Origin of the sequence: Komagataeibacter rhaeticus (assembly GCF_011611525.1) — a bacterium.
GTDB lineage: Bacteria > Pseudomonadota > Alphaproteobacteria > Acetobacterales > Acetobacteraceae > Komagataeibacter > Komagataeibacter rhaeticus.
Map to the genome: position 1 here is coordinate 3,434,044 of NZ_CP050139.1, position 19,388 is coordinate 3,453,431.

The window sequence follows — 19,388 nt, forward strand, 5'->3', positions numbered from 1 at the left end:
AGCCGCAGGCGCCCCTGTCCGCTTCCGATGACGGTCGGCCGGCCCGTTTTCATGCCTGCCCCCCATGGCGCCGGTTTCCACCTCAAGAAAGCGTGTTCGGCCCTTATGACCGGGGAACAGGAAGGTTGATGTGGGTCAAGTAGTTACCCCGTATTTCATGACATTGTGAGCCGCAGGATCAGACAGAGCTGGAGCGCGGCCCAATGGATACCGTCAGTCACATGCCTCATCTGGATACATCGTCAGGCGGCATGGACCTCCTGGCCATCAATACCATCCGTACGCTGGCGATCGATGCCATCCAGAAAGCCAATTCCGGCCATCCGGGTACGCCGATGGGCCTGGCGCCCGCGTCCTACGTGCTGTGGCGCGATATCCTGAAATACGACCCGGCGGCGCCGGGGTGGATCAATCGTGACCGTTTTGTACTGTCGGTCGGCCATGCCTCGTCCATGCTCTATGCAACACTTTTCCTGGCGGGCGTGCGCGAGATGGCGGCCAGTGGCCATGTGACCGACCGCCCGGCCGTAACGCTTGATGACCTGCGGCAGTTCCGCCAGCTTGGCTCACGCACGCCGGGCCATCCCGAATACGGTGTCACGACGGGGGTGGAAACGACAACCGGGCCGCTGGGGCAGGGGCTGGCGGTTTCGGTCGGCATGGCAATCGCACGGGCCTGGCTGGGCAGGTATTTCAACCGGCCCGGCCATGACGTGTTCGACCATCACATCTATGCCTTTTGCGGCGAAGGCTGCCTTATGGAAGGCATCAGCGCCGAGGCCGCCTCCCTGGCGGGGCACCTGCAGCTGGGGCATCTTGTCTGGCTGTATGACTGCAACAGGATATCCATCGAGGGCAATGTCGACATCACCTTCACCGAAAACCTGGCGGCGCGTTTCCGCGCGGCCGGGTGGGATGTGCTGGAAGTTGCCGATATAAATGATCTGGAGACATTGCGCGCCACCCTGCGCGCCGCGCGCGATGACCTGACAAGACCCACTTTTGTCATCACGCACAGCGTTATCGGCTATGGCGCGCCGCACAAGGCGGGCAAGGCATCCGCGCATGGTGCCCCGCTGGGCGTGGAAGAGGTGCGCGAGACGAAACGCGCCTATGGCTGGCCGGAGGATGCGCAGTTCCTCGTGCCGGACGGCGTGCTGGAGCACATGCGCTCGGGCATGCAGGGCGCGCGGGCGCATGGGGCATGGCGCACCATGATGGATTCCTATCGCGCGGCCTGGCCGGATCTTGCCGCCGAACTTGACCGCATGGAACACGGTGGCGCGGACATGGCGCGGATCATGAAGGCGGCGTGCCCGGATTACGCGCCCGATCCGGCTGGCAAGGCAACGCGCGAGACGTCGGGCGAGGTGCTGAACGCCGTTGCACAGGTCATGCCGTTCCTGCTTGGTGGTTCGGGCGATCTTGCCCCGTCGAACAAATCCGCGCTGACATTCGGGGGAACAGGCTGGTTTGAATCCCCCGCGTGGCAGGGTGATTACAGCGGCCGGAACTTCCATTTCGGCATCCGCGAGCATGCAATGGGCGCGATCTGCAACGGCATGGCGTCCTATCGCCTGCGTCCGTACGCCGCCACCTTCCTTGTTTTCATGGATTACATGAAAACACCCATCCGCCTGGCCGCCATGATGGGCCTGCCGGTCATCTATATCCTGACACATGATTCCATCGGCATGGGCGAGGACGGTCCAACCCACCAGCCCGTCGAGCATCTGCTCCAGCTACGCGGCATCCCGAACCTGCTGACCATCCGGCCGGCGGATGCCAATGAAGTGGCCGTCGCATGGCAGGTGGCCATGGAATCCTCCACCCGCCCGGTTGCATTCGCGTTGAGCCGACAGGCGCTGCCCACGATTGACCGTTCGCGCTACGGCGCGGCGGACGGGCTGCGCAGGGGCGGCTATGTGGTTGCCGACATGCCCGACCCGCAGCTTATCCTGATCGCGACGGGGGGTGAACTGCACCTTGCCATCAATGCCCATGAAAAGCTCCGGGCCGAAGGCGTGGCCACGCGTGTCGTCTCACTGCCATGCTGGGAACTGTTTGAAGAACAGCCCCAATCCTACCGGGAGTCCGTCCTGCCACCGGAAATGACGCGGCGCATTACGATCGAAGCCGGCAGCGGGATTGGCTGGGAGCGCTATGCGGGGGCGCAGGGCAGGATCATTGCCATGCAGTCCTTCGGGGCTTCCGCGCCCTATCAGGACCTGATGCGGAAATTCGGCTTTACGGACGATGCCGTGCTTGCGGTCGCGCGCGCCATGCTCTGAACCGGCATGTCCCGGCCATGAACGCATGGCGTATCAACCATCAGGGGGAGGCAAGGCGTCCTGCTCCCCCGCCCGCACGTCCCGTCAGGGGGGCGCTGGGCTGACGGCACGGGTTGCCGTCCGCGCCCGCGCATGGTCCCTGGTTGGCCTGAGCGACATGCGCGATGCGCAGGCCGGGTTCCTTTTCCGCCGGGTTCTGTGCCCATGATGGAAACGGATTTCCCGGCGGTCCGGATCGGCATCAGGGACGGGTGCGATGGAAAATCTCCGCAACCCAGTCAATGAAAAGGCGTACACGCGGCGACATCTGCCGGTTATGCGGGTACAGAAGTGCGACGGGGGATGAGGTGGGCGGAAACGCCGCCAGGATGTCTACCAGTGTTCCGGCCATGAGGTCGTGCGTCGCGTGATAGCGCGGGATCTGGATGATGCCCAGCCCCGCCCGCGCGGCTGAAACATAGCTTTCCGCCGCGTTGACGGCCATGTGGAGGGGCAGGACCATATCACGCTGCTTTCCGTCAATGACGAATTCCAGCGGCAGGATGCGCCCCCGCAGGCTGGACTGGAAGCCGACCATGAAGTGGCCCTCCGCCAGCGCGTCCGGGTGGGTCGGGACGCCATGGGCTTCCAGATAGGCCGGGGCGGCAAGGGTCACTTCCTCCAGCATGCCCAGTTGCCGGGCCACCATCCCGCTGTCTTTCAGTTCGCCCACCCGCAGCACGCAGTCCATGCCTTCACGGACGGGATCGACCAGCCGGTCGCCCTCGCTCATATGCAGTTCGATATCCGGATAGGCGGCAAAGAATGCCGGCAGGGCCGGCAGCAGGAAATGGCGCGCGAGCGTGCCATGCACATCAATCCGCAACGTGCCTTTGGGCCGGACAGTGCCGAATGCCGCCTCGGCATCCTCGATCTCGGCCACGATATGCCGGCAGCGGCGGTAATAGGTTTCGCCTTCCGGTGTAGGGCTGACCTGGCGCGTCGTGCGGTGCAGCAGGCGCACGCCAAGCCGGGCTTCCAGCGCCTTGATGACATCGGTCGCGGTCGAACGCGGCAGGTTCATGTCCTCTGCCGCCTGGGTAAAGCTCTCGCGGTCCACGATGCGCATGAACAGGCGCATGACGTCCAGCCGGTCCATGGACTGTTCCCTTTTTCCGAATGGCCTGTCCGGATTATGCGGGATTATCCGGCGGCCGAAAAGGGGCAGGGTTCCCTTCATGGTCCAGATGACCACAGGCAGAAGGAAAATGGATATGACACAGGACAGGAAAGTCGCGATCGTCACGGGCGCATCACGCGGGATTGGCGCCGCCATCGCCACACGACTGGCGAAGGACGGTCTGGCGGTTGTCATCAATTACGCGGGCAACGCTGCGCAGGCGGACGAACTTGCAGGGCAGATCCGTAAGATTGGCGGCGAGGCCCTGCCGGTCAGGGCCGATGTGTCCGACCCGGCGGCCGTGACCGCGCTGTTCGATGCGGCGGAGAAGGCCTTCGGCGGGGTCGATGTGCTGGTCAACAATGCCGGGATCATGACGCTGGGCCGGATTGCCGATGTGGATGATGCCGCCTTTACGCGACAGGTGGACATCAACTTCCGCGGCACGTTCAACACGCTGCGCGAGGCGGGGAAGCGGCTTCGGCAGGGCGGGCGCATCGTCAATCTCTCGACCAGTGTCGTGGGGCTGAAATTCGAGAATTACGGCGTCTATGCCGCTACAAAGGCGGCGGTCGAGACCCTGACGGCCATCATGGCCAAGGAACTGCGTGGCCGGAACACCACGGTCAACGCGGTCGCACCGGGGCCGACCGGAACCGCGCTGTTCCTGGATGGCAAAAGCCCGGAACTGATCGAAAAACTCTCGAAGATGAACCCGCTGGAACGGCTGGGCACGCCGGATGACATCGCGGCGGCCGTGGCCTTCCTTGTGGGGCCGGATGGCGCGTGGATCAATGGCCAGACCCTGCGCGCCAATGGTGGCATGGTCTGAGGGCAGCGGTCGTGGAAGGAAAAAGCAGCATGGGCAGGCAGGTTGTCCTGATTACCGGGGCGTCGAGCGGGTTTGGCGCCATGACCGCACGGGCGCTCGCCACTGCCGGGCACTGTGTCTATGCCGGTATTCTGGACCCCACGGGCCGGGGAAAAACGGCGGTGGAGGACGCGACCCGCTTTGCAACGGACTGGAAAGTTGACCTGCGGACCGTCGAACTCGATGTGCTTCAGGACACACAGGTCGGGGCGGCGGTCAACCGGATCATCGCGGAACAGGGCCAGATCGACGTCGTGATCCATAATGCGGGCCATATGTGTTTTGGCCCGGCGGAAGCGTTCACGCCAGAGCAGCTGGCGGCGCTGTATGACGTCAATGTCCTGTCCACCCAGCGCCTCAATCGCGCGGCCCTGCCGCATATGCGCAAAAGGGGGCAGGGACTGGTCGTGTGGGTCTCGTCATCCAGCACGCGGGGCGGCACGCCGCCTTTCCTCGGCCCCTATTTCGCGGCAAAGGCGGCAATGGATGCGCTGGCCATTTCCTATGCCGGTGAACTGACCCGCTGGGGGATCGAGACGACCATCATCGTGCCGGGCGCCTTTACCAAGGGCACCAACCATTTCCGTGATGCCGGTGCCCCGGCCGATCAGGCCGTGGCGCGGGCCTATATGGATGGGCCATACAAGGACGTGGAGCAAAAGGCGCTTGCAGGGCTGGCAGCCCTCGAGCCGGCCGATGCAGACCCGCAGAGCGTGGCCCGGGCGATCGAAGCGGTTGTGGAGGCACCGCGCGGTAGCCGCCCGTTCCGGGTGCATGTCGATCCGGCACAGGACGGGGCGGAAATCGTCAACGGTGTAGCCGACAGGATGCGGGCAGAACTGCTACGGCGCATCGGTCTTGAGGACCTGCTGCATATCGCGGCACCCACACGACCGGCTTCCCCCTGATCTTGCATCAGGCGGTGTCTGGAGCCGCCTGCCTTTGCATCCGGGTGTCGCCCTTTGCGGAAGGGCGACACCCGGAAAATTTTATGTCCGTTTATCGGGGTCACGCATCCGTTGAACAGGACAGCGTCCGCCAGCATTGGAATTCCGCCTGCAGGCGTGCCAGTTGATCGCCGACAAGCCGCACCGCGTCACTGCCCAGCAGCAGGTGGGCAGGCGGCGCCGCGACCTTCAGGATTTCCAGCATTGCCCGCGCGGCCCGTTGCGGATCACCCAGATGAGGCCCGTCATTTTCGGCACGGCGTTCGTGTAGCTGCTCAAAGACTGCGCGATAATCGGGAATATGACGTTCTGCCCTGACCATGGACCGCCCGGCCCAGTCGGTCCGGAACGCACCGGGTTCCACGGCTGTGACATGAATTCCCAAACCGGCCACCTCCTTGCCCAAGGCCTCGGTAATGCCTTCGAGGGCGAACTTGCTGCCATGGTAAAGACCCAGCCCCGGCATGGTGATCATCCCGCCCATCGAGGTCACATTGAGGATATGACCGGCCTTGCGCGCGCGCATATGCGGCAGGACCGCCTGGATCATTGCGATGGCGCCAAAGACATTGACCTCGAACTGCCGTCGGATCTCGTCCAGCGATGCCTCCTCAATCGTGCCTTCCAGCCCGTAACCCGCGTTGTTGATAAGCACGTCGATCGGTCCCTGATCGGCTTCAATCCGGTCGATGGCGGGTTTGATGGCGGCGTAATCCGTGACGTCGAGCACAATGCCGGTTGCACGTGCTCCAAGCGCCTCGAATGTCTCCCGCGCCCTGTCCGTCCGGACGGTGCCTGTGACATCATGACCGTCAGCCAGGGCCTGCTCGGCCAGTGCGCGGCCCAGACCGCTGCTGACGCCGGTAATGAAAAAGCGGCGCGTCTGAGTTTGTGTCATCTCTGGTTCTGTTTCCATGTGTTTTATGATGGTTTCCGGTCGGATGAGGAATGGTCGCAGGCTCAGGCCGCATGGACCGCACGGCGCAGCGCCAGCGGAAACGGCCCGGTCATTCCCGCAACCGCCGTATTGGTCAGCGCCACGACACTCAGTTCACGCGCCGGGTCGACCCAGAAGCCGGTGCCATAAAGGCCCGACCAGTTCCATGAACCGGGTGAGAGCGGCAGTCCCGCCTTTGCCGGGTCTGTCAGGACCGCAACGCCCAGCCCCCAGCCAAAACCCGGACCCGCCGCCCCGACCGGGAGGTCGCCTATGGCATTGCCCGTCATGGCGGCGACGCTTTCTGGCTTCAGTATCCCGGCACCTCCCGTCCGGATGGCCTCGGCAAAGCGCAGATAATCGGCGGCCGTGCCCAGCATGCCGACGCCCCCGGATGGCCACGCGACCGGATCGAAGGCGCGGGAAGGCGAATACACCACATGACCCGGCCCGAATTTCAGGCTGAACGGGTCTGTCATGCGCACGGCCCCCGCCGCTCCGCCATCGCCATACGGGATGGCGACCGGCGTGCCTTCAGGCACCGTGAAGGCCATGGTGTCCAGGCCAAGCGGGCCGGTCACGAGATTCCTGACCGCCGCAGGCAGATCATTGCCAGTCACACGTTCGATGACCCCGCCCAGAACATCAATGGCGAGCGAATAATGCCATGTCGTTCCGGGGGCAAAGAGCAGGGGAACCGATGCGATCCGGGCGATGTTTTCTGCCAGCGTGAGAGCGGAATGGTCCAGCCCGTCCGACACGCCTGCCCGATGGTAGGGGCCGGTTTCAGGTTCCAGAAAGCCATAGCCAAGCCCCGCCGTGTGCGTCAGCAGGTGCCGGATGGTGATGACGGGTCGCCTTCCGTCCGGCAGGGCGGGGCGGAAATCGGGCAGCCAGCGTGTTACAGGCGCGTCCAGTGACAGTCTGCCCCGTTCCATCAGGGCAAGTGCTGCAACGCAGATGACCGGCTTGGTCATTGAGGCCAGGCGAAAGAGCGTGTCCGTCCGCATCGCAACGCCAGCCTCACGATCGGCCAGGCCGACCGCGCGCTGATAAACGGTCCTGCCGCGTTCCGCGACCATCACGCCCGCCCCGACAATCATGCCCGAACGGACAGCCTGATCCAGAACATTGTCGATCGCGCCTGCGCGCGCACTGGCGGCTGATCCCCCCGCAGCCGATGCGGGGGAGAGCGATGATGCCCACATGGCGGCCGGCAGGGCCGCACCAAGAATGCTGCGCCGCCCCGTAACGGCGTGATGCCGTGCCTGTGTTCGCTGTCGCATGCCTTCGCCCCTGCTGTTTTGTGTCATTGTCAGGGCGCTATCGTAGTTCCTGCCGTTTCGGGACATAATCAGGCAGGAAATCAATTCAGTTTATACGGACAGTCATCAATCACATGCTCGACCGCATTACCGGCATGCAGCTTTTTTCCCGTGCCATGCAGATGGGCAGCATTTCGGCCGCCGGCCGGGCGCTGGGCCTGTCACCCGGCATGGCCAGCAGGCATCTGGATGCGCTGGAAAGGCGCCTGGGCGTGCGCCTGTGCCATCGCAGCACCCGCAGGCTCAGCCTGACCGAGGCGGGCCAGCATTATCTGGAACTGTGCCAGCGCCTCCTTCCCGAACTGGAGGAGGTCGAGGCGCGTATTGCCTCACAGCGTATCGAGGCGTCCGGCGTCCTGCGCTTCAATGTCCCGCTGTCTTTCGGGGTGCGGTATATCGCGCCGCTGATCCCGGCGTTTCACGCGCAGCATCCCGCAGTCACGGTCGATCTGGGGCTGAATGACAGGATTGTGGACCTGACGGGGGAGGGATGGGACCTGACCATCCGCATCGGCCGCCTCAGGGACAGCCGCCTTGTCACCCGCAGGCTGGCCGCGTGCGAACTGCTGGTCTGCGCGGCCCCCGATTACCTGACAGGACGCGGTCGGCCCCGATCCTGGGCTGACCTGTCGGAACATGACTGTCTGGGGTTTTCGCTCTCCGGCATCGCCAAGCCGGGAGAGTGGTTTTACGGGCGGTCACGGGAGCGGCGCGTTCCCGTGCGTGGCCCCCTGTGCGCGAATAATGGTGATGCGCTGGTCGCCTGCGCCAGCGCTGGACTGGGGATCATTTACGAGCCGGACTTCATCGTGGCCGATGCCGTTCGCGCGGGTCGGCTGGAGGTTCTCACGCTTGATGCGCCCCCCGCCGCACTGGGCGATATTCACCTGTTATATGCCCCGGACCGGACGCCGCCTGCCAAGGTACGTGCCATGATCGACTTTCTGGTGCGCGCGTTCGATGGCACGGCCCCGTGGACCATGCAGCCGGTATAGCCAGACAGGTCAGCGGCATTAATCGAACGCGCCCTGTTCCGCCTCCACCTGCTGGATGATCTCCGTCACGAAATCCATGAACGCGCGCGCCCGCGCACTGGTCAGGCGCCCGGCGGGCAGGAGCGCCCACAGATCGACCGCCGGGAGCGTCCAGTCCCGCAGGCAGCGCACGACCGCCTGCGTGCGCAGTTCGCTCAGGAACATCCAGTCAGCGGATACCGTCAGCCCCAGATCCGCGAGCACGGCCGCCCGCACGCCTTCCGCCGCACTCAGGCGCAGGCGTGAGCCGAGTGTGACATCAACGCTTTCTTCTCCCCGGCGAAAGGTCTGCCTGAGTGTGCCGCCGCGTGTGTACAGAATGGCCTGGTGATGCGTAAGGTCTTTCGGGGATATCAGGGTCGGCCCCCGGGCAAGGTAGGCTGGCGTGGCGATGACGGACCGTCGCCCGCGCGCCAGACGCCGCGCGACCACGGCACTCTCATGCAGTGGCCCCACGCGCAGGGCCACGTCGATTCCTTCCGCCACGAGATCGACGCGCCGGTCATCGAGTTCGATATCCACCTCAAGGCGCGGATGGGCCGACAGGAACCGCCCGAGCCGGGGAATGATCTGCAGGCGGCCAAATGTCGTGGGGGCCGCCACGCGCAACCGGCCGCTCAGATCGGCAAGACTGTTCCGCGCCAGCGTATCGGCCTCGTTCGCATCCGCGATAACGCGGGCGACCCGTTCGAAATAGCGCTGGCCGGTATCGGTCGGTGTCAGGCCGTGGGTCGAGCGCAGGAGAAGCTGGGTGCCCAACTGCTGCTCAAGCCCGGCCACGATCTTGGACACCGCAGGCTGGCCCATCCCCATCTGGCGGGCAGCGGCGGTGAAGGAGCCGGTTTCGACAACGCGTACGAACACGGTCATGGCCTGAAGGCGGTCCATGGTTATTCCCTTATGGAATGAACATTAGGTCAATACAGGGTCTGCCAGCACAGGATCGGCATGTCTATCGTTCATTTCAGGGCAGGGAAGTGCCCATACAATCCGCAAAACGAAAGACCGATTCATGACCGATCTGCTTTTTACCCCGAAATTCGTCGGCTCCATGCTGCTGAAGCACCGCGTTGTCATGGCCCCGCTGACCCGCATGCGCGCAAGCCCCGGCAACCTGCCCAATGACCTGATGCTGACATACTATACCCAGCGCGCGACCCCCGGCGGGCTTCTGATCTCCGAAGCCTCTCCCGTTGCCCTGTCCGGTTACGGCTTCGAGCGGGCCGCCGGTATTTACGACGATGCGCAGATCGCGGGCTGGAAGCGTATTACCGATGGCGTGCATGCCAAAGGCGGTCGCATGATCCAGCAGTTGTGGCATGTGGGGCGTCAGTCGGCCCGCATTCTCCAGCCCGGCGGTGGTGCGCCGCTTGCGCCCTCGGCCATCCGGGCGGATGGCGTGGCATGGACCCTGCGGGGCACCGTGCCCTTCGATACGCCCCGCGCCCTTGAGCGTGACGAGATTCCGGTGCTGGTGGCCGCCTATCGCGCGGCGGCTGAACGTGCCCTGAAGGCCGGGTTCGACGGTGTGGAAATCCACGGCGCGAACGGTTACCTGCCCGACCAGTTCCTGCAGGATGGCGCAAACCGGCGGACGGACGATTATGGCGGCCCGATCGTGAACCGCGCCCGTTTCCTGCGTGAGGTGACACAGGCGGCCATGGATGTCTGGGGGCCGGCGCGCGTGGGCGTCAGGCTGTCTCCCAGCGGTTCGTACGGGTCGATGTCCGACAGCGACCGTCACGCGACCTTTGGCTATGTGGCAAGCATGCTGGAGGAGATGGGGGCAGGGTATATGCATATCGTCCAGCCCCGTCTCGGTCTGGATGCCGAGGACAACCCCGTGGATGCCGCCGCACTCCGTCCCCTGTTTTCGCGCACGATCATTGCCGCTGGCGGGTTTGCGCATGACAGTGCGGACCGGCTGCTGGCGTCGGGGACTGCGGACCTGGTTGCCTTCGGGCGCGCATTCATCGCCAATCCGGACCTCGTGGCGCGTCTGCGGCATGGCTGGTCACTCAATGCCTATGATCGCACGACATTTTATGGCGGTGATGCGCATGGCTATACCGACTATCCTTTCCACGATGTCCCGGTGAAGGAAATGCAGGCATGACAGGTCAGATCATCGCAACAGTGGCGGACGATACCTGTCCGCCATTCGATCCGGGGGCGTTCTGGAGCGTGTTCGGGCATGAAACGGCCCGGACGGGCGGGGTGGATCTTCACTATGTGGCAGGCGGGGACGGGCCACCCGTCCTGCTGGTGCCGGGCTGGCCACAGAGCTGGTACGCGTGGCGGCATGTCATGGACCTGCTCCGTCAGGCCGGGCGGCGGGTCATCGCCCTCGATCCGCGAGGCATGGGCGATTCAGGCCGTCCCGCCAGCGGGTATGACCTCCAGACGGTTGCCGCCGATATTCATGGGCTGGTGCAGGCGCTGGGCCTTGCGGCGGATGGTCCCCTTGATGTGGTGGGGCATGACGTCGGAAGCTGGATCAGCTACGCCCATGCGGCGGACTGGCCGCAGGATGTCGGACGGCTGGCGGTCCTTGATGCGGCCCTGCCCGGTATCACGCAGGTGCCGGCCGTTGATGTCCTGCCGGATGCGGTCAACCTGAAAACATGGCATTTCGCCTTCAACCGCCTTGATGACCTGCCGGAAATCCTGCTGCAGGGGCGTGAACGTGAATTCCTGACATGGCTGTTCAGGGTCAAGGCAACCCGCCCATGGACCATCACGCCGACGGATCTTGAGGAATATGTCCGGGTCAACGCGGCGCCGGGGGCAACACGGGCGGCGCTTTCCTATTACCGGCATGTCTTCAGCCCCGATGGCCTGAACGCGAACCGGCGGCGCGCCGCGCGCCCGCTGTCCATTCCGGTGCTGGCATTGGGTGCGGATAACGGGGCGGGCACCGTCCTGTATGAAACCATGAAATCCGTTGCGACGGACGTGCGGGGCGGCGTGTTCGAAAATTGCGGTCACTACATGCCCGAGGAAGCACCGCGCCGGGTTGCGAGCGAACTGTTGCAGTTCTGGGCGGAACGCGGAGCATAATACGGCGCACGCATGAGATGGCGATGGTGGCGACAGGATACGGCCACAAACCAGTCATGGCGTGCCGATCTGGCGCGCCTGCAATTCCTTCACAACGTCTATAAAGGCCCGTAACGCGGGCGGGACCAGCCGGTGTCCGGGATAATAGAGGGCATAACCGGGAAAGGCCGGCGACCAGTCATCCAGAATGATCGCAAGCCGTCCCTTTTCAAGGGCTTCCCGGGCCGTCTCTTCGGAGACAAAGGCGATGCCCTGCCCCGCGCTGGCTGCATCGACCATCAGATCCATGTCGTCCAGCGTCAGGGCACCGGCGACATCCATGACATGATCCTGCCCGTAACGCGCGAACTCCCAGCGGTAGAGCCGCCCGCCGGGCAGGCGAAAGCGGATACAGGCGTGATGGAGCAGGTCATCGGGCGTGCGCGGGATGCCATGCGTGGCAAGATAATCAGGCGAGGCAACGGCGACAAAGCGCCCATCAGCGCCAAATCGCACGGCGATCATATCCTGTGGCACAGCTTGAGCCAGACGGATGCCCGCGTCAAAACCTTCCGCCACAATGTCGATGAACCGGCCATTGGTCACAAGGTCAACATGCACATCAGGGTAGCGGTGCACAAAGAAGGGCATGATGTCGCGCAGCAGGGCGCGGGCGGCATGCCTGGAGGCATTGATCCGCAATGTGCCCGAAGGGCGTGCCTTCAGCATGCCGACAGTGGCAAGCGTCTGCTCAAGGCTGGAAAGAATGGGGGCCAGTTGCGCGACAAGCTGCGCGCCTGCCTCTGTCGGGGCGACGCTGCGCGTTGTCCTGTGAAAGAGCCGCAGTTCCAGCCGTTCCTCAAGGGCACGGATCATGTGGCTGAGCGTTGAGGGCGAAAGGGCGAGTTCGTCTGCCGCAATGCGGAAGCTCTGGTGCCGCGCAACAGCAAGGAAGGCCGTCAGTTCCGGCAGGCTGGGCGTTTTATTCATGGTGTTTTTTCAATAGTTCATGCGCATTTCCGTGCATAGACCCAGCTATCGGGATGCGGCAGATTTCCTGCCAGTGGCCGCAACGCACCGGGCTTCGTGGATCGGGAAGGGATTTTGATGTCCAGAAACTGGCTTATTACCGGAACGTCCTCGGGGTTCGGCCGTATTATGACCGAGCGCCTTCTCGAACGCGGCGATACCGTTGTCGCCACCTTGCGCCAGCCCGACAGGCTCCACGGTCTTCAGTCCCGGTATCCGGGGCGCCTGCATCTGGCGGCGCTGGATGTCACCGACACGCAGCAGGTCCGTCAGGTCGTGGACCGGGCCTTCGCGCAGCTTGGCCGGATTGACGTGATCGTCAGCAATGCCGGCTACGGGCTGTTTGGCACGGTGGAGGAGGTCTCGAGCGCCCAGATCCGGCAGCAGCTTGATACGAACGTCATCGGATCGATCGAACTGGTCCGGGCGGTCCTGCCGCATCTGCGCGCACAGGGGGGCGGGCGTATCCTCCAGCTTTCATCAATGGGCGGACAGGTCGCGTTTCCGGGGCTCAGCCTTTATCACGCCAGCAAATGGGCGATCGAGGGGTTTTTCGAAAGCCTTGTGCAGGAAGTCGCCTCATTCGGGATCGAGGCGACGCTGATCGAACCGGGGGCAGCCAGAACGCAGTTCGGCCGGGGCAGCATGGTCATGGCCGCGCCACTCGCGGCCTATCAGGCGGTCCCGTTCAGCGCACGCCGCGCGGTTCTGGCCCGGGATTCCTACACGCCCATCGGCGATCCGGAAAAGATGGTCCACGAGATGATCGCCTGTGTGGATGTCACACCCGCGCCCCGGCGTCTGGCCCTTGGCAGTGACGCCTACCGGCTGATGCATGCGGCACTGGCAGGACGGCTTGCACAGCTCGAGGCACAGAAAGACATTGCCCTCTCGACGGATGCCAGCCCGTGAAGGGCGGGCCGGGACCGGCACATTTCAATCCTTCATCCAGATACCATAAAGGACAGGTTTCATGAGCAATTCCCTTCAGGGCAGGGTCGTGGCCATTACCGGGGCCAGCAGCGGGATTGGCGAGGCCACGGCCCGGCGGCTGGCGCGCTCCGGCGCTTTCGTCGTGCTTGGGGCGCGCCGGATGGACCGGCTTTCCAGCATCGTGGCGGATATCGAACGCGCGGGCGGCAGGGCCATTGCGCTTGAGCTGGATGTTCAGCAACGGGGACAGGTTCAGGCGTTTGTTGACGGGGCTGTCAGGGAATTCGGCCGTCTGGATGTTCTCGTCAACAATGCGGGCGTCATGCTGGTCGCCCCCCTGGCTGACCTGAAGGTCGATCAGTGGGACCAGATGATCGACGTCAACATCAGGGGCGTGCTGTACGGCATTGCCGCGGCCCTGCCGGTCATGCAGGCGCAGGGTTCGGGCCATGTCATCACGGTCTCGTCGGTGGCCGGGCACAAGGTCGGGCCGGGTTTTGCCGTCTATTGCGGCACCAAGTTCGCCGTGCGCGCGATTGCCGAAGGGTTCCGTCAGGAAGCCGGGCCGCACATCCGCAGCACGGTCATCTCCCCGGGTGCGGTCGCGACCGAACTGCCCACCCATATCAGCGCAGGCCCGGCGAAAGACGCGGTGGAGGCCATGTATGCCACGGCGGAGATCAGTGCCGACGCAGTCGCCAAGGCTATCCTGTATGCGATCTCCCAGACGCCGGATGTCGATGTTAACGAGATTATTATCCGGCCAACGGCACAGACATTCTAAAGGCAATGACGGGCTGCGCCGGCATGGGACAGTACCGCGCAGGGCGGTCTTGCAGCAAGGAGAACGGAATTGGTTTACAAGGCACTTGTCGCGGGCGCGAACGGCATCATTGGCAAGGCCCTGCTGGAGGAACTGGCCCGCGCACCCGGCTGGGAAGCCCGTGGCCTGTCGCGCAGCCATGGCGATATCCGCGCGGACCTGACCGATGCCGCGCAGACGCGCGGGGCGCTGGAAGCAGCGGCGGACTGCACGCATCTGTTCTATGCCGCCTATGGTCCCGGTGGCGGGCTGGCCGGGGAGGATACGCGCAATGCGGCCATGCTGCGCAACCTGCTTGATGGATTGCAGCACGCTGGCGCACCGCTGCGGCGGGTTGTCCTGTATCAGGGCGCCAAGGTGTATGGCGTGCATCTTGGCCCGGTCTCGACGCCGTTTTACGAAGATGAAAACCCCCGTCCGATCGGCCCGAATTTCTATTTTACGCAGCAGCGTGAATTGCAGGCCCGCCATGAAGCCAGTGGCCCCGAATGGACCATCCTGCGGCCTGATGTGGTCGTGGGCGATGCCGCGGGCAATGCGATGAACATCGCAACCGTCATCGGCGCCTATGCCGCCATCTGTGCGGCTGACGGGGCCGCGTTCCGGTTTCCCGGTTCCTATAAAACATATGACAGGTGCCTGGCACAGGTCACGGATGCCCACGCTCTGGCCCGCGCCAGCCTGTGGGCGGCAACATCCGGTGCGGCTGCCGGTCAGGCCTTCAATTACGTGCACGCGCCCTTCCGCTGGCGCCGGATATGGGAAGGTGTGGCGCGGCATTTCGGCCTGACCACAGGTGAGCCGATCCCGTTCTCGCTGGCCGGGCACATGCCCGCGCTCGCCCCGGTCTGGGACGCGATTGCAAGGGATCTGGTCCAGCCCGATTACGCCAAAGCCGTTGGCTGGGGGTTTGGCGATTTCGTGTTCGGGACACAGGCCGATGTCATCTCCGACATGACCAAGATCCGGCTGGCCGGATACGCGCAGGATGCCGATCCGCTCGCGGTCCTGATCGGCGCGATCGAACGCCAGCAGCAGAACGGCGTAATCCCGCGCATCATTAACGCTGACGTCGGATGATATGCAGCTGTATCCCGCCCGCGCAGAGCGGGGCGACCGGGTCCGGCCCGCAGGGAGCCTGAACCCGGCCTGCCAGAGACTGTTTGAAAAGTTAGGCCGGAAGACATCCAGCAATCATAAAGAAGTTTTTGGTGAAGCTTTTTTCAAAAAGCTTCAAAGAACGCCGCCTTTTTGAAAAAAGGCAGCATCCAAAAAATTTTATTATTTTTTTATCAATGACTTGTTTTTAAACAGTCTCTTACAGTACGCACGGCTCTATCGTGCCGCCTGTGGCAGGGCGAAGACCACCAGCTGGTCCGTGACCGGCGTCATCATGAAGTGATGGCCGCCCGCCATGATCGCCACATACTGCCGTCCGTTGACCTCATATGTCATCGGGTTGGCCTGCCCGCCGCCGGGCAGCACATGGGACCACAGGACCCTGCCGGTGCGCTCGTCAATCGCGCGGATCAGGTTGTCCGTCGCGGCCCCGATGAACACCAGCCCGCCCGCCGTAACCACCGCGCCGCCATTGTTGGGCGTGCCGATCTCCCACGGCAGGCCGGTCGGCAGGCCCCACGGCCCGTTGGCGCGCGCCGTGCCCAGCGGGTGCTGCCACAGCACTTTCTGGCCGTGCTTCATGTCAATCGCGGTAATCATGCCATAAGGGGGCTTGTGGCACAGCATGCGCGTGAACGGGTCCCAGAACGGGGCGATGGTGATGGCGTAGGGCGTGCCTTCCATCGGGCCATTGCCCTCGGCAGCGCCTGCGCCGGGGTGGTAATGCGGGTCGTCGATCGGCATGAGCTTCAGCGCATCGGCCTTGCCGCGGGTAATCAGCTGGGCATACATCGGCGATGCATTCCAGTTCGCGATCAGGTGTGAGTGCTGGTTGTAATCTCCCCAAATGTGCTGGTTGAAAATTCCCCATGGCGATCAGACGTCGATGATGAGAGATTTATGATGGAAGTGGTTGCGGGGGCACGGTGTGGCCGATACCAACATTCACTTCAAATTGCGATCTAACGCTCACAAAATTATGGGACATATGCATAATACGATAAATACGAACATCGTGCAGGTGGGAGCCGAATGGCAGAACTTCCGATATTCCAGACGGCACGTCTCGTTATAAAGCCGAGAACTCTATCCGATTTGAATGCGAGCGTCGCAATGGATCGTGATCCTGAAGTCACAAAATTCGTGGTGGGTCCATGGGACGACCCCGATCAACATATATCATTCGTACGCAAACGGATCGAAAGAAACTACGGAAATGGTCTCGGATACTGGTCGATATTTGAACATGGACAACCCGATGTGTTTCTCGGCTGGATTCTGCTGGCCCCTCATAACAGTGTCGGCCCAGACATTGAAATTGGTTGGCGCTTGGTCAGAAAGGCATGGGGCAAAGGTTACGCGACGGAAGCCGCAACAGCAGTTCTCCGATACGCATTTTTAGTTTCTGGTTTGGATAAAATTATCGCCGACATTCGTATAGAAAATGAAGGATCTATCAATGTTGCGACGAAGATCGGAATGCGTCCAGAAAATGTGCCGCACACTAAAACGACAAACGATCAAATTTTCATTCTCACACGGGATGAATATATAAAGGACAATTTATAAATATTTTATATAACTCTTATTTAATTAATGTTTGTTTTGTAAACGTTACAAAATGAGATCATGGAATTATTTCGCTAGGAGGGATAGATGGAGGGTGGGTGTCTTTGCGGCATGATCCGTTACATCATTAACGGGGCTCCGCTCAGTAGTGGTATTTGTCATTGCAAGACCTGCCGGCGCACGGCATCGGCACCTTGCCTTCCCTTCATTGGCGTCCGCTCCGCCGACTTTCGCTATACCCATGGTGAACCGATTGATTACACGTCCTCCGTTGGCGTCACCCGTAGTTTCTGCGGTCGGTGCGGGTCGCCCCTGACATATCGCCGGGATGACTCTCCCGCCGAACTCGACGTCATGACAGTGAGCCTGGACAACCCGAACGCGGCCCCTCCGACTTTCCACGTCTGGGCAGGCGAAATTCTCGATTGGGGCCAGATCACAGACGACCTTGTAGTTTACCCACGATCACGTGACGCAAAAAAATCGATATAAATCAGAGGATAGACGCTTGTAAATGCTGTTTCAAAATTCCCCACATGTGCTGTCGGAAAATTCCCCAGCGCGATGCCGTCGGGAGCGGGCATCCACCCCATCAGTTCTCAGTGAAAATCAACAGGTCGCGTCCTTGATTGTCCAGTTCATGCGTTCCACTTGGCCATTGGTTCTGGTCGGAGCCTTCTGGCATGCCGATTATGGACTTCGCTCCATTCCTTCTCCTGACGCTTTCATGGCCGTACGGCAGGGAGATCTCTGCAAACTGGTTCTTGGCTTTACTGTCGCGCCCATTAGCAAAAGCAGGTGTCGCCTCATAACCGAAACACGTGTCCTCTGCCTCAGTGACAAGGCCAGACAACGCTTTACCCCGTACTGGTTTCTGATCCACCCCGTCAGCGGGTTACTACGCCGCCGCATGCTGTGGAATATTCGCAGGATTGTTGAGCAGCACTCATGAAGTCGTATCCGGACTTTCCGTCCCACGTTTCGCCATCCGCGGAAACCCAGACTTCAAAGTCACATGCTCTTTCCAAGCGGCAGATGCGGGTTACCGATCTCGCGGGCCTTTTCCGCAGCCCGGTGAAGCGGCATCACATCTCCAGACGTAGTGATCCACAGCGTGGCCCCCTCAAGCTGCGCCAGTGTGTCTGCGGCAACGGTGTCCGGGTCGGAAATATCGCCGACCCGCAATATCTGGGTCATTTTCTCCCGTAGGGCCGTAAAAAACTGGCAGACCGCTGCCCGCGCTTCAGGCGTGGCCGATGTGACGCCATAGGCCAGATGCAGCCCCACACAGCGTTGGCGCTCTTCAAATGTCTTTTCGATACGACCTATCAAAGTTTGCCAGGTGAGCTGCCAGTCATCGTTCGGGTCCGGCAAACCCTGGACAGTCTCTTCCAGAGTGAGCGCGAGGACTTCCGGGACAAGCGCCGCCTTATTCGGAAAACGCGTGTAAAGACTGGCTTTTTTCAGTCCGACGCGAGACGCGAGATCCTGCATGGAGGCACCATCATAACCGTACTCCCGAAACAGCTCACGGGCCTCCATCACGATATTACGCAGCGTCGTCTTCATTTTAGTCTTTACACCCGACCGGTCGGTAGCTTTTATAAACTCGCCTGAGTGCAGAGGCAAGGAAGATGGGAAAAGGTTACGAGACGATGCAACTCTATAATCTCGAACTATCCGGAAACTGCTACAAGGTGCGCCTGTTCGCAGCTCTTACCAGAATTGAGCTGGAGCTTCTCCCCATTGACCTGAGCGCTGGCGAACAGAAGAGTGCTGCCTTCACAGCCCTCAATCCCTGGCAGGAAGTACCGGTGCTGATCGATGGACCAACTGTCATCCGGGATTCCCAGGCCATTCTTGTCTATCTGGCGGCAAAGCTGGAAACACGAAGCTGGTGGCCGGAAGATGGTCGTTCGCAGGCTCTGATCATGGAATGGCTGTCAGTGGCAGCATCTGAAATTCGCAATGGGCCGAATACGGCACGACTGATCCGCAAATTTGGATATCCGCTGGATATGGAAGCGGCGCTCCGCTGGACAGATCGGCTTCTGCCTCGAATTGACGCCCATCTTGCCACTCATGACTGGCTGGCACTGGGACACCCGACCATCGCGGATTGCGCCGTGTTTCCCTATCTCGCTCTTGCCCCTGAAGGCGGCATTGACCTCACACCCTACCCTGCCCTGCAACGCTGGTTCGAACGGGTTCGTGCGTTGCCCGGTTTCGTGGCAGTTCCAGGCCTGTCGTAACAGGCGTCTGCATCAAAGGCCTGTTCTGCATTGAGACTGTCACAGGACACCTGAACGACA

19 protein-coding genes and 1 pseudogene are annotated in these 19,388 nt (G+C 62.3%); 12 read left to right on the forward strand and 8 right to left on the reverse strand.

Translation table 11 applies throughout. The features are described 5' to 3' along the window. The first annotated feature begins 203 nt into the window (after nt 1-203). The gene (gene tkt / locus GWK63_RS15880; RefSeq protein WP_007398544.1) at nt 204-2,291 is read left to right on the forward strand and encodes a transketolase; all 2,088 of its coding nucleotides are present in this window, start codon (nt 204-206) and stop codon (nt 2,289-2,291) included. 241 nt (nt 2,292-2,532) lie between these two features. On the opposite strand, the gene GWK63_RS15885 is transcribed toward tkt, so the two are convergent. Further along, entirely contained in the window at nt 2,533-3,429 is an 897-nt protein-coding gene (locus tag GWK63_RS15885) for a LysR family transcriptional regulator (protein WP_039998986.1), read from the reverse strand. Between the two features lie 115 nt (nt 3,430-3,544). Here GWK63_RS15885 and GWK63_RS15890 point away from each other — a divergent pair, with 115 nt between their 5' ends. After that, entirely contained in the window at nt 3,545-4,282 is a 738-nt protein-coding gene (locus GWK63_RS15890; protein WP_039998988.1) for an SDR family oxidoreductase, read from the forward strand. A gap of 29 nt (nt 4,283-4,311) precedes the next feature. After that, entirely contained in the window at nt 4,312-5,229 is a 918-nt protein-coding gene (locus GWK63_RS15895) for an SDR family oxidoreductase (RefSeq protein ID WP_039998938.1), read from the forward strand. A 100-nt stretch (nt 5,230-5,329) separates the two neighbouring features. On the opposite strand, the gene GWK63_RS15900 is transcribed toward GWK63_RS15895, so the two are convergent. Both GWK63_RS15900 and GWK63_RS15905 read right to left on the reverse strand, forming a co-directional pair. Continuing rightward, nucleotides 5,330-6,166, reverse strand: coding sequence for an oxidoreductase (locus GWK63_RS15900; protein WP_039998940.1), 837 nt, complete (start codon nt 6,164-6,166; stop codon nt 5,330-5,332). Between the two features lie 62 nt (nt 6,167-6,228). Continuing rightward, nucleotides 6,229-7,491: a serine hydrolase domain-containing protein gene (locus GWK63_RS15905; RefSeq protein WP_223846582.1), complete on the reverse strand. Its 1,263-nt coding sequence runs from the start codon at nt 7,489-7,491 to the stop codon at nt 6,229-6,231. 113 nt (nt 7,492-7,604) lie between these two features. Here GWK63_RS15905 and GWK63_RS15910 point away from each other — a divergent pair, with 113 nt between their 5' ends. Next, on the forward strand, nt 7,605-8,525 hold the full coding sequence (locus GWK63_RS15910; protein WP_007398551.1) for a LysR family transcriptional regulator: 921 nt from the start codon (nt 7,605-7,607) through the stop codon (nt 8,523-8,525). An 18-nt stretch (nt 8,526-8,543) separates the two neighbouring features. On the opposite strand, the gene GWK63_RS15915 is transcribed toward GWK63_RS15910, so the two are convergent. Then, complete coding sequence (locus GWK63_RS15915; RefSeq protein ID WP_007398552.1) at nt 8,544-9,452, reverse strand: LysR family transcriptional regulator; 909 nt, start codon at nt 9,450-9,452, stop codon at nt 8,544-8,546. 124 nt (nt 9,453-9,576) lie between these two features. Between GWK63_RS15915 and GWK63_RS15920 the strand changes: the two genes are divergently transcribed. Together GWK63_RS15920 and GWK63_RS15925 are read left to right on the forward strand one after the other, a co-directional pair. Further along, complete coding sequence (locus tag GWK63_RS15920; RefSeq protein ID WP_007398553.1) at nt 9,577-10,680, forward strand: alkene reductase; 1,104 nt, start codon at nt 9,577-9,579, stop codon at nt 10,678-10,680. Further along, nucleotides 10,677-11,624, forward strand: a complete 948-nt coding sequence (locus tag GWK63_RS15925) for an alpha/beta fold hydrolase (protein WP_007398554.1) — start codon at nt 10,677-10,679, stop codon at nt 11,622-11,624. The genes GWK63_RS15920 and GWK63_RS15925 overlap by 4 nt, the downstream gene beginning before the upstream one ends. Before the next feature lie 54 nt (nt 11,625-11,678). On the opposite strand, the gene GWK63_RS15930 is transcribed toward GWK63_RS15925, so the two are convergent. Beyond that, nucleotides 11,679-12,593 carry a LysR family transcriptional regulator gene (locus tag GWK63_RS15930; protein WP_007398555.1) on the reverse strand — a complete coding sequence of 305 codons (915 nt, stop codon included), beginning with the start codon at nt 12,591-12,593 and terminating at the stop codon, nt 11,679-11,681. 168 nt (nt 12,594-12,761) lie between these two features. On the opposite strand from GWK63_RS15930, the gene GWK63_RS15935 reads away from it, so the two are divergent. From GWK63_RS15935 to GWK63_RS15945, 3 genes are all read left to right on the forward strand, one after another. Beyond that, complete coding sequence (locus GWK63_RS15935; protein WP_237701088.1) at nt 12,762-13,544, forward strand: SDR family oxidoreductase; 783 nt, start codon at nt 12,762-12,764, stop codon at nt 13,542-13,544. A 61-nt stretch (nt 13,545-13,605) separates the two neighbouring features. Continuing rightward, nucleotides 13,606-14,349, forward strand: coding sequence for an SDR family oxidoreductase (locus tag GWK63_RS15940; protein ID WP_007398557.1), 744 nt, complete (start codon nt 13,606-13,608; stop codon nt 14,347-14,349). 69 nt (nt 14,350-14,418) lie between these two features. Then, entirely contained in the window at nt 14,419-15,468 is a 1,050-nt protein-coding gene (locus GWK63_RS15945) for an NAD-dependent epimerase/dehydratase family protein (protein ID WP_007398558.1), read from the forward strand. A 255-nt stretch (nt 15,469-15,723) separates the two neighbouring features. On the opposite strand, the pseudogene GWK63_RS15950 reads toward GWK63_RS15945, so the two are convergent. After that, nucleotides 15,724-16,332: pseudogene (locus GWK63_RS15950) on the reverse strand (membrane-bound PQQ-dependent dehydrogenase, glucose/quinate/shikimate family); the annotation flags it as partial. Between the two features lie 207 nt (nt 16,333-16,539). On the opposite strand from GWK63_RS15950, the gene GWK63_RS15955 reads away from it, so the two are divergent. Both GWK63_RS15955 and GWK63_RS17570 read left to right on the forward strand, forming a co-directional pair. Continuing rightward, the gene (locus GWK63_RS15955; RefSeq protein WP_112209678.1) at nt 16,540-17,076 is read left to right on the forward strand and encodes a GNAT family N-acetyltransferase; all 537 of its coding nucleotides are present in this window, start codon (nt 16,540-16,542) and stop codon (nt 17,074-17,076) included. Between the two features lie 111 nt (nt 17,077-17,187). After that, the gene (locus tag GWK63_RS17570; protein WP_206068411.1) at nt 17,188-17,568 is read left to right on the forward strand and encodes a GFA family protein; all 381 of its coding nucleotides are present in this window, start codon (nt 17,188-17,190) and stop codon (nt 17,566-17,568) included. A gap of 100 nt (nt 17,569-17,668) precedes the next feature. On the opposite strand, the gene GWK63_RS15965 is transcribed toward GWK63_RS17570, so the two are convergent. Continuing rightward, nucleotides 17,669-17,929 (reverse strand): hypothetical protein, encoded by a 261-nt coding sequence (locus GWK63_RS15965; RefSeq protein WP_166498172.1) that lies wholly within the window; start codon nt 17,927-17,929, stop codon nt 17,669-17,671. Nucleotides 17,930-18,087: 158 nt separating this feature from the next. After that, nucleotides 18,088-18,645: a TetR/AcrR family transcriptional regulator gene (locus tag GWK63_RS15970; RefSeq protein WP_039999417.1), complete on the reverse strand. Its 558-nt coding sequence runs from the start codon at nt 18,643-18,645 to the stop codon at nt 18,088-18,090. A gap of 86 nt (nt 18,646-18,731) precedes the next feature. Here GWK63_RS15970 and GWK63_RS15975 point away from each other — a divergent pair, with 86 nt between their 5' ends. Then, nucleotides 18,732-19,328, forward strand: a complete 597-nt coding sequence (locus GWK63_RS15975; protein ID WP_039999458.1) for a glutathione S-transferase family protein — start codon at nt 18,732-18,734, stop codon at nt 19,326-19,328. Nucleotides 19,329-19,388: the final 60 nt, after the last annotated feature.

Excerpts from the sequence above, each read along its gene's own strand:
- tkt (WP_007398544.1), top strand. The coding sequence starts at position 204 with ATGGATACCGTCAGTCACATGCCTCATCTGGATACATCGTCAGGCGGC.
- GWK63_RS15885 (WP_039998986.1), bottom strand. The coding sequence starts at position 3,429 with ATGGACCGGCTGGACGTCATGCGCCTGTTCATGCGCATCGTGGACCGC.
- GWK63_RS15890 (WP_039998988.1), top strand. The coding sequence starts at position 3,545 with ATGACACAGGACAGGAAAGTCGCGATCGTCACGGGCGCATCACGCGGG.
- GWK63_RS15895 (WP_039998938.1), top strand. The coding sequence starts at position 4,312 with ATGGGCAGGCAGGTTGTCCTGATTACCGGGGCGTCGAGCGGGTTTGGC.
- GWK63_RS15900 (WP_039998940.1), bottom strand. The coding sequence starts at position 6,166 with ATGACACAAACTCAGACGCGCCGCTTTTTCATTACCGGCGTCAGCAGC.
- GWK63_RS15905 (WP_223846582.1), bottom strand. The coding sequence starts at position 7,491 with ATGCGACAGCGAACACAGGCACGGCATCACGCCGTTACGGGGCGGCGC.
- GWK63_RS15910 (WP_007398551.1), top strand. The coding sequence starts at position 7,605 with ATGCTCGACCGCATTACCGGCATGCAGCTTTTTTCCCGTGCCATGCAG.
- GWK63_RS15915 (WP_007398552.1), bottom strand. The coding sequence starts at position 9,452 with ATGGACCGCCTTCAGGCCATGACCGTGTTCGTACGCGTTGTCGAAACC.
- GWK63_RS15920 (WP_007398553.1), top strand. The coding sequence starts at position 9,577 with ATGACCGATCTGCTTTTTACCCCGAAATTCGTCGGCTCCATGCTGCTG.
- GWK63_RS15925 (WP_007398554.1), top strand. The coding sequence starts at position 10,677 with ATGACAGGTCAGATCATCGCAACAGTGGCGGACGATACCTGTCCGCCA.
- GWK63_RS15930 (WP_007398555.1), bottom strand. The coding sequence starts at position 12,593 with ATGAATAAAACGCCCAGCCTGCCGGAACTGACGGCCTTCCTTGCTGTT.
- GWK63_RS15935 (WP_237701088.1), top strand. The coding sequence starts at position 12,762 with ATGACCGAGCGCCTTCTCGAACGCGGCGATACCGTTGTCGCCACCTTG.
- GWK63_RS15940 (WP_007398557.1), top strand. The coding sequence starts at position 13,606 with ATGAGCAATTCCCTTCAGGGCAGGGTCGTGGCCATTACCGGGGCCAGC.
- GWK63_RS15955 (WP_112209678.1), top strand. The coding sequence starts at position 16,540 with ATGGCAGAACTTCCGATATTCCAGACGGCACGTCTCGTTATAAAGCCG.
- GWK63_RS17570 (WP_206068411.1), top strand. The coding sequence starts at position 17,188 with ATGATCCGTTACATCATTAACGGGGCTCCGCTCAGTAGTGGTATTTGT.
- GWK63_RS15970 (WP_039999417.1), bottom strand. The coding sequence starts at position 18,645 with ATGAAGACGACGCTGCGTAATATCGTGATGGAGGCCCGTGAGCTGTTT.
- GWK63_RS15975 (WP_039999458.1), top strand. The coding sequence starts at position 18,732 with ATGCAACTCTATAATCTCGAACTATCCGGAAACTGCTACAAGGTGCGC.